Consider the following 7,921-nt stretch of genomic DNA (forward strand, 5'->3'; position numbering starts at 1 on the left):
GTACGTCCAGTACACGGGTCAGGGCCCGGCACGCCGAGAGCACGCACCTGACGCCGCGGGGCCGCCCTCCGGGCGACGGCGGGAATGTGACGACACGACCTAGGACCCTGCTGAGGGATTCGGAGGGGGACGGGGCCGCGTCGTACCGCGTGTACCGACTACGCCTCGGCGGTCCGGTCCTGCTGGTGCAGGGTGGCCGCCCGCTCGCGGGCGCGGTCCTTGCGGGTGCGCCGGGGTTCCTGGTCCGGCAGCCAGCCGAAGGCCAGCGTGCTGCCGACGGCGCCCATCAGCAGGCCCACGACGAACCCGCCGATGTTGGACGTGAGCCAGGTGCCCAGGGAGAGCAGGATCCCGAGGATGGAGTAGAACAGGCGCTGGGACGGGTTGAACACGATCAACAGCCCGCACACGATCATCAGCGAGGGCAGCAGATAACCCGCCAGGCCCTGCATTCCGATCTTCAGGATGACGGGGAGCGGCGCCTTCATGGTCACCAGGATCTCCGCGCCGCCCAGGAACAGCAGCAGCCCGCCCGCGAAGGGCCGGCCTCCTCTCCACTCCCGGAACGCGCTCACTTCGGGCAGCCCTCGCTCTGGAATCGCATGTGCAGGTCGGGCAGCTTGAAGACGGCCGCCGTGGCGGCGTAGTTGTGCTGGTACAGGTCGGTGATGGTGACCGAGTCGGCCTGCTGGCCGTAGACACCGGGCGGACCCTGCTGTCCGACCTTGTCGAACGTGCTGGAGTCACGGCCGATCTCGATGTTGTTGAACGACGCGTCACCGCTGATGTCGTCGGAGTCGATCGCCAGGTTCTTCACGCTCACCGGCGTGGACTTGTTGCCCGCGGTGAGGACGAGCTGGATGCCGCCGAGGTCGACGCTCTGGCAGAGGTTGGTCAGCTTGCCGCTCTTCACCACCGACGTCACGACGAGCACCTGGCCGCCGGTGTCGCCCTCGTTGGGGCTGTTCTCGATCATGTGGTCCAGCGCGCCGAACTGGGCGAAGCCCTCGCCTTCGAGCTTGTCGGCGGTGACGACGAACGGCATGCCGGAAATGGCGAACTGGACGCCAAGGGCGCCCTGCGCGGTGAGGATCATCAGACCGGCGGCGACCGCGGTGGCCGGCACCGCCATCACGGCGGCGCGCTTGAGACGGACCCGCCCGCGTCTGCCGGACGCTTCGGAACCCTCGGGTCTTTCGTTGGTGGACGCCGTGGCGTCCGAGGACGAGGCCATGTGTGCTCCCTGGACCTTTAAGTCATTGCAGATGGGGCTTCGACGGCACGTTGTCCTGGCGCGGACAGCGGTTGCGGCGCACACCTGACCGCACCTCCCGAGGGTGCAAGGGCTTACTTGCTACGCCGCAGTAGCCAATCCGGAAGTTACCGGTGGTTACATTCAAGGGTCAAGGTGCTTGTGGCAAAAGGATGTTGGTTGTGCCGCCCCTGTGAAAGGTGAACATCTCTCACCTTTGGTTTTGTCCTTCCCCGATCTTCCGCACCGCATGTCGGGCGACGTTCTTCGGCATCCAACTTCCTTACGACGTCTTGACGTTGACTGTGGCTCAGGTCTACAACTCTCCCGGGTTTACCCCAACGGATCCGTGGCGCCGGATCCGACGCGCAGCGCCCGTCACCGTCCCGAGCCCCCGTCGCCGACCGGGTGCGGGTGACACAGAAAGCGGCTGCGCGGCCCGACGCGGTACCACCCCTCGCCGGTGCCGGGCACGGTCGCCTTCCCCTCCACTGAGCCGTGCCCGGATCCCGGACCCGTCGCTGTCGGTCCGTCACGTACGGAGAAGGCGTGTCACGGACCGGCAGCGACCGAACGGCGCCGAGCGGCATCGCCGCGTTCCCCCGCGCGAACGGTGTCCACCCGCGCGCACTCACCCGCAGTTCTCCTCCTCCTGAGAAGAGGCACTCCCCATGCGTACGCGATCCCTCCTTGCCCTCGTCGGAACCACCGCCGCCCTGATGGTGTCGGCCGTCAGCCCCGCCTCCGCCGCCGACACCGTGCTGACCACCGGCGGACCCGCGGGTGACGCGGTCGCGGTCGGCGACGTCCTCAACGCCACCCTCGCCTCCGGCACGGCCGCGACGTTCCGCTCCAGCGCCACCGGCACGAGCGGCATCTCCTGTGCCGAGTCGGCCTTCACCGCCACGGTCACCGACAACCCGGCGGCGCCCGGCACCGCCACCGAGTCCGTCACCGCGCACACCTTCGGCAGCTGCACCAGCAATGTCTTCGGTGTGACCGGCGTCAACAGCATCACGGTCAACAACCTGCCCTACACGACCACCGTGACCTCGGACGGCGTCGTCACCGTCAGCCCGCAGGCCGGCTCGGTCATCCAGACCACTGTCGTCCTGCGCACCCTGCTGGGCACCATCAACTGCGTCTACCAGGCGCCCAGCATCAACGGCACGACCAGCAACGCCGACAACGGCATCAACTTCACCGCCCAGCCGTTCACCCGGGTCTCCGGCTCGTCCCTGTGCTTCAGCACCGGCTACTTCACCGCGAAGTACGCGCCCGTCACCGACGGCAGCCAGGGCGGCGCCACGGTCTTCGTCAACTGACACCGACCGTGCACACCTTCTGATCCGGCCGGCCCCCTGAGTACTCACCGATCCGGCCGACCGACCGAGTACCCGAGGGCCGACACGGTCACCGTCAGCGGCGCCCGCGTCCGCGGAGGAAGAGGACGGCGCCCGCGGCGAGCACCATCGCCGCGGCGCCCCCCGCCACCAGCGGCAACCGGGCGCCGCTGTCGTCGTTCGTGGAGGCCACGGGGCTGTCGGGGACCTCCGCCCCGCCGTCGGCCGCGCCCTTCCCGGATGCCGGGGACGGCTCGTCGGAGGAGCTGGGGGTGGGAGTGGGCGCGGAGGTGTCCTCGGCCTCCGGCTTGCTGCTCGGCGTGGGTTCCGCGCTCGCGGCCGGCGTCCGCTCCGAGCGCTTCTCACCGGTGTCCCGCCCGGCCTTCGCCGCCGCCGGGAACACCACGTCGGAGCACGAGTAGTACGTGTCCACCGTGCTCGTGTTCTGCCAGATCGTGTACAGCACATGGTGGCCGGAGCGGTCGGCCGGCAGCTTCGCCGAGAAGCGGTACGACCCGCCGCGCAGCGGCGGGTCGGTCACGGACGCGAACGGCCGCTCGGACAGGTCGGACCACTTCAGCGGCTTCACCGGGTCGTACCCCGGCTTCGTCAGGAACAGCTTGAACGTCCCGGTGTGCGGGATCGTCGAACGGTACGTCAGGTTCAGCGTGCCGCCTGGGGCGAGGCGCGTCGACGGCCAGTCGGCGCGGGCCAGGTCCAGTCCGCGGTAGGCCGCGAGCCCGCCGCTGCACAGCTTCCCGTCGGGGACGACCTGCCGGTCCCGGCCGTTCACCCCGGCGATCCTGAGGTTGTCCCACGCCGTGAAGGGCGCCCCGTTCGCGGCGATCGCCGCCCGGCACGCCGCCGACCCCGCCCGGCCGCCGCCCTCGGGCGAGCACGCCGACACCCGGCTCACCGGATCGGTCGGCGCGCCGTGCGCGGACGCGGGGGTGACGGCCGCCGTCATGAGCAGCGGCGCCGCCACGAGCAGGGCGGCGGTGCGGCGGCCGGTGGCGCGCGGGGCGGGGAGGCCGGGGCCGGCGGTGCGGTGGGCGGACAAGCGGTACATCCGGTACGTCCGATCCATGGGGTTCGGGGGTGGGTGGTCCACCGTGTCGTACGCGACCCGGCGGGAGCCTGTTCAACGGAACCCCACCCTGTTCGACCGGTCGGATCCAGCCGCCCGCCGGGGTCCGGGGGGCGCCACGGCAAACCCGGCGAAGCGGCATATCCGGCCCGACTGCCGTACGGGATAGGGGAGTTCCTCAGGGGTGTCGAGGGTTTTCCCCGTATCCCCATGACCAGCGCTTTGCCTACTGTGCTGCCACAGCTGAACCACAGGTAACCCCTGGTGAACAGCTTGCGCCTGGCCGGCCTCTGCGCCACACCCCCTTTCTGGACCCCCCCGCCGCTTCGACGAAGAAGCGACACACTGCCGCTCCTCCCCTGACATGAGCAGGCCACGAAAGGCGAAGCCCTTGCGTACCTCCACCCCACGCACCACCGGACGGAAGCTCATATCCGTCGCCGCGGTCTCCGTCGCCCTGGTGGCCGGAACGACCACCTCGGTCGCCGTCGCCCAGGCCCCCTCCGGCAAGGCCGACCCCGCCCCGGCCCTCGCCGGTGCCACCGAGTCCGCCCCCGGCACCGTCGCCGAGCGCCTGATCGTCGGCTACAAGTCCGGTGCGGCCGAGGCCAAGTCGAACAAGGCCGCCTCCGCCGACGCCGAGGCCAAGGGCAAGGAAGCCGGCGAGAACCTCGACTTCCAGCGCCGCCTCGGCACCGGTGCCGCCCTCGTCGACCTGGGCGAGGACCTCACCCGGACGGACGTCGCCGACGTCATCGCCGAGTACCGGTCCGACCCGCAGGTCGCCTATGTCGTCCCGGACCGCCTGAACAAGCCCAAGGCCGACCCGAACGACACCGAGTACAGCAAGCAGTGGGACCTCTTCGAGTCCACCGCGGGCATGCGCGTGCCGGGCGCCTGGGACGTCACCACCGGCACCGGTGTGACCGTCGCCGTCATCGACACCGGCTACGTCGCCCACTCCGACCTCGCCGCGAACATCGTCGGCGGCTACGACTTCATCGCCGACACCGCGGTCTCCGTCGACGGCGACGGCCGCGACAGCAACCCGGCCGACCCGGGCGACTGGTACAACGCGGGTGACTGCGGCGCCGGCGTCCCGGCCGGCAGCTCCTCGTGGCACGGCACGCACGTCGCGGGCACCATCGCCGCCGCCACGAACAACGGCAAGGGCATCGCCGGCATCGCGTACGGCGCGAAGATCTCCCCGATCCGCGTCCTCGGCAAGTGCGGTGGCTACGACTCGGACATCATCGACGCCATCACCTGGGCCTCCGGCGGCACCGTCTCCGGCGTCCCGGCCAACACCAACGTCGCCAAGGTCATCAACATGAGCCTCGGCGGCGACGGCGCCTGCACCACGGCGACCCAGAGCGCCATCACCGCCGCCGTGAACCGCGGTACGACCGTCGTCGTGGCCGCCGGCAACGAGAACGACAACGTGGCGAACCACTCGCCCGGCAACTGCAACAACGTCATCTCGGTCGCGGCGACCAACCGTTCGGGCGCCAAGGCCTCGTACTCCAACTTCGGTTCCCTCGTGGACATCTCGGCGCCCGGCGGCCAGACCAGCACCGGCACCGCCAACGGCATCCTGTCCACGCTGAACGCGGGCACGAAGACGCCCACCTCGGAGTCGTACGCCTACTACCAGGGCACCAGCATGGCCACCCCCCACATCGCGGGCCTCGCCGCGCTGATGAAGGCGGCCAACTCCTCGCTGACCCCGGCCCAGATCGAGTCCGCGATCAAGGCCAACGCCCGCGCTCTGCCCGGCTCCTGCTCCGGCGGCTGCGGCGCGGGTCTGGCCGACGCGGCCAAGACGGTGCAGGCGGTGTCCGGAAGCTCCGGCGGGGGCTCCACGGGGGGCACCACCTTCACCAACACCACCGCCGTCTCCATCCCGGACAACGGCTCGGCGATCGAGTCCTCGATCTCCGTCACCGGGCGCAGCGGCAACGCGCCCTCCACCCTCCAGGTAGGTGTGGACATCACCCACACCTACCGCGGTGACCTGGTCCTGGACCTGGTGGCTCCGGACGGCTCGACCTACCGTCTGAAGGCCTCCAGCTCCTCGGACTCCGCCGACAACGTGAACACCACCTACACGGTGAACGCGTCCAGCGAGGTCGCCAACGGCACCTGGAAGCTGCGTGTCCAGGACGTCGCGTCCGCCGACACCGGCCGGCTCAACAGCTGGAAGCTGACCTTCTGAGCCGGCCCCACCGACCGCCACCCCCCACTGCCGGCGGCCGACCGATGCGAGCGGGCATCGGTCGGCCGCCGGCCCTTTTCCAGCGGGCCGTGAGCGGCCGTTAGCGTAGGCGCATGGCGACGAAGAAGACCGAGAAGACGGACGGGACACGGCCGGCGAGGCCCGACGGGTCCCAAGCGGGGACGAGCGACGGGGCCCAGGCGGGGACGAGCGACGGGGCCCAGGCGGGGACGAGCGACGGGGCCCCGTCACTGGTTACGACGGTGTGTCCCGGCTGCGGCGGTACCGGCCCGTCGGTGCGCACGGTCGCCGACACCTGCGCCGATCCGGAGTCCCGGACCGGGGGACTGACCGACCGGCTGGCGCGGTCCCCGGGGGTGCCGTCCCGCTTCGACACCCTCCTGCACTTCATCGAGGGCATGGTCCTCGCCGCCATGGGCGCCTATCTCGCCCGCAGCGGCCTGGAGAACGACAAACCCGTGTACACGGTCGCCGGTTCCCTGCTCGCCGTGGCGCTGTTCCTCGGCACCCTCGCCGTGGTCGGGGGCGAACTGCGCGAGCGCAAGGCCGTCATGCGGGGTGAGCCCCGCGCCGAACTCCTCTGGCGACCCGCCCACCACTGCTCCGCCTGCGACCGCGTGTTCTACCCGGCGGGCACGCCGGTGCGGGGCCCCCTGACGCCCGAGCAGTTCCAGAAGTACGTGTGGACCGAGGCCGGCTACGGCCGGCAGCTCGACAAGAAGGTCAAGGACGTCGCCCTGCCGCCCACCGCCCCCGCCGGCCCCGGAGGGACCCCCGACCGTGTCTGACGCCCCCCTGATCCACGGCAGCGACCCGGCGTCCTTCCCGCACGCCGTCCTCGCCGAACGCCACCCCGCCCTCATCCGCAAGGTCCTCGACGCCAGCCCCTACGGCCCCGCACAGCGCCGGGCCCTCGACACGCTGCTGCGCGAGGCCACCGAGGGCGTCCTCGTGGCCCAGGACGACGACCCCTGGTGGGACACCTGGGACGTACGCCGCCACGCCGGACGCTCCTGGTTCGACCTGCCCTTCCTCGTCGCCGAGAGCTGCTTCTACCGCCGGCTCCTGCACGCCGTCGGCTACTTCGCGGCCGGCCCCTGGCAGGGCGTCGACCCGTTCCGCCCCTTCAAGCTCGCCGAGCTGGACACCCCGGAGGCGGCAGCCGAACTCAGCGCCGTCGACGCGCTCGCCGAACGCCCCCCGCGCGAACGGCTGTCGGCCCTGCTGCACGGCTCGCTCTGGGGCAACCGGGCCGACCTCGGCTTCCGCATCCAGGCCGCCACCGGTTCCGCTGCGGACTCCCGGCTGCTCGTGGACGACAGCGAGGCGCTGCTGTCCCGGCTGACCGGCGGCGGAACGCTCTGCCTGGTCGCCGACAACGCGGGCCGCGAACTGATCCCCGACCTCCTGCTCCTCGACCACCTCCTCGCCCACGGCGGGATCGAGCGCGCCCTGCTGCACCTGAAGCCGTACCCGTACTTCGTCTCGGACGCCACCACCGCCGACGCCCTCGACGCCGTACGCCACCTCGTCGCCGCGAAGAGCGCCGCGGGGGAGCGGCTGTGGTCCGCCCTCGCCGACGGCCGTCTCGCGCTGCGCGCCCACCCCTTCTCCTGCGCCCCGCTGCCGTACGCGGACATGCCGGACGACCTGCGGGAGGAGTTCGCCTCCGCCGACCTGACCCTCTTCAAAGGCGACCTCAACTACCGCCGCCTGGTGGGCGACCGGCTCTGGCCGCCGACCACGCCCTTCGCCTCGGTCACCGCGTACTTCCCCGGTCTGGTGGCCGCCCTGCGCACCCTCAAGTCCGACGTGATCGTGGGCCTGGACGCCTCCACCGAGGCCGCCCTCGTGGCCGCCGAGGGGCAGCGGTGGCGCACCAGCGGGGCCCACGCGGTCATCCAGGTCCGCTAGGCCCTGTCGTCACATTCCCACCTACCCCGCGACGCCATGCACGCGCTCTCGACGCACCGGGCCCCGACCCGAGTACGTCCAGTACACGG

7 protein-coding genes are annotated in these 7,921 nt (G+C 71.3%); 4 read left to right on the plus strand and 3 right to left on the minus strand.

Going from position 1 to position 7,921, the window contains the following annotated elements; genetic code table 11:
* Window positions 1-158: 158 nt before the first annotated feature.
* Both ACZ4Z2_RS37125 and ACZ4Z2_RS37130 read right to left on the minus strand, forming a co-directional pair.
* Window positions 159-575: a DUF6114 domain-containing protein gene (locus ACZ4Z2_RS37125; RefSeq protein ID WP_468082171.1), complete on the minus strand. Its 417-nt coding sequence runs from the start codon at window positions 573-575 to the stop codon at window positions 159-161.
* Window positions 572-1,234, minus strand: a complete 663-nt coding sequence (locus ACZ4Z2_RS37130; RefSeq protein ID WP_468082173.1) for a DUF6230 family protein — start codon at window positions 1,232-1,234, stop codon at window positions 572-574. The genes ACZ4Z2_RS37125 and ACZ4Z2_RS37130 overlap by 4 nt, the downstream gene beginning before the upstream one ends.
* A 689-nt stretch (window positions 1,235-1,923) precedes the next feature.
* Here ACZ4Z2_RS37130 and ACZ4Z2_RS37135 point away from each other — a divergent pair.
* The gene (locus ACZ4Z2_RS37135; protein ID WP_468082175.1) at window positions 1,924-2,577 is read left to right on the plus strand and encodes a Tat pathway signal sequence domain protein; all 654 of its coding nucleotides are present in this window, start codon (window positions 1,924-1,926) and stop codon (window positions 2,575-2,577) included.
* A 94-nt stretch (window positions 2,578-2,671) separates the two neighbouring features.
* Here ACZ4Z2_RS37135 and ACZ4Z2_RS37140 read toward each other — a convergent pair whose 3' ends face one another.
* Window positions 2,672-3,664, minus strand: a complete 993-nt coding sequence (locus tag ACZ4Z2_RS37140) for a lytic polysaccharide monooxygenase auxiliary activity family 9 protein (RefSeq protein ID WP_468082182.1) — start codon at window positions 3,662-3,664, stop codon at window positions 2,672-2,674.
* A gap of 409 nt (window positions 3,665-4,073) precedes the next feature.
* On the opposite strand from ACZ4Z2_RS37140, the gene ACZ4Z2_RS37145 reads away from it, so the two are divergent.
* The 3 genes from ACZ4Z2_RS37145 (at window position 4,074) to ACZ4Z2_RS37155 (ending at window position 7,832) form a co-directional block, all read left to right on the plus strand.
* The gene (locus ACZ4Z2_RS37145; RefSeq protein WP_468082177.1) at window positions 4,074-5,897 is read left to right on the plus strand and encodes a S8 family peptidase; all 1,824 of its coding nucleotides are present in this window, start codon (window positions 4,074-4,076) and stop codon (window positions 5,895-5,897) included.
* Between the two features lie 113 nt (window positions 5,898-6,010).
* On the plus strand, window positions 6,011-6,706 hold the full coding sequence (locus tag ACZ4Z2_RS37150; protein WP_468082178.1) for a hypothetical protein: 696 nt from the start codon (window positions 6,011-6,013) through the stop codon (window positions 6,704-6,706).
* Window positions 6,699-7,832 (plus strand): damage-control phosphatase ARMT1 family protein, encoded by a 1,134-nt coding sequence (locus tag ACZ4Z2_RS37155; protein ID WP_468082180.1) that lies wholly within the window; start codon window positions 6,699-6,701, stop codon window positions 7,830-7,832. Before ACZ4Z2_RS37150 ends, ACZ4Z2_RS37155 begins: the two co-directional genes overlap by 8 nt.
* Window positions 7,833-7,921 lie beyond the last annotated feature (89 nt).

This window comes from Streptomyces sp. NPDC030183, assembly GCF_055573455.1.

Bases quoted from the DNA above. Each gene is read 5' to 3' on its own strand.
- ACZ4Z2_RS37135 (WP_468082175.1), top strand. From the start codon at position 1,924: ATGCGTACGCGATCCCTCCTTGCCCTCGTCGGAACCACCGCCGCCCTG.
- ACZ4Z2_RS37130 (WP_468082173.1), bottom strand. From the start codon at position 1,234: ATGGCCTCGTCCTCGGACGCCACGGCGTCCACCAACGAAAGACCCGAG.
- ACZ4Z2_RS37150 (WP_468082178.1), top strand. From the start codon at position 6,011: ATGGCGACGAAGAAGACCGAGAAGACGGACGGGACACGGCCGGCGAGG.
- ACZ4Z2_RS37140 (WP_468082182.1), bottom strand. From the start codon at position 3,664: ATGTACCGCTTGTCCGCCCACCGCACCGCCGGCCCCGGCCTCCCCGCC.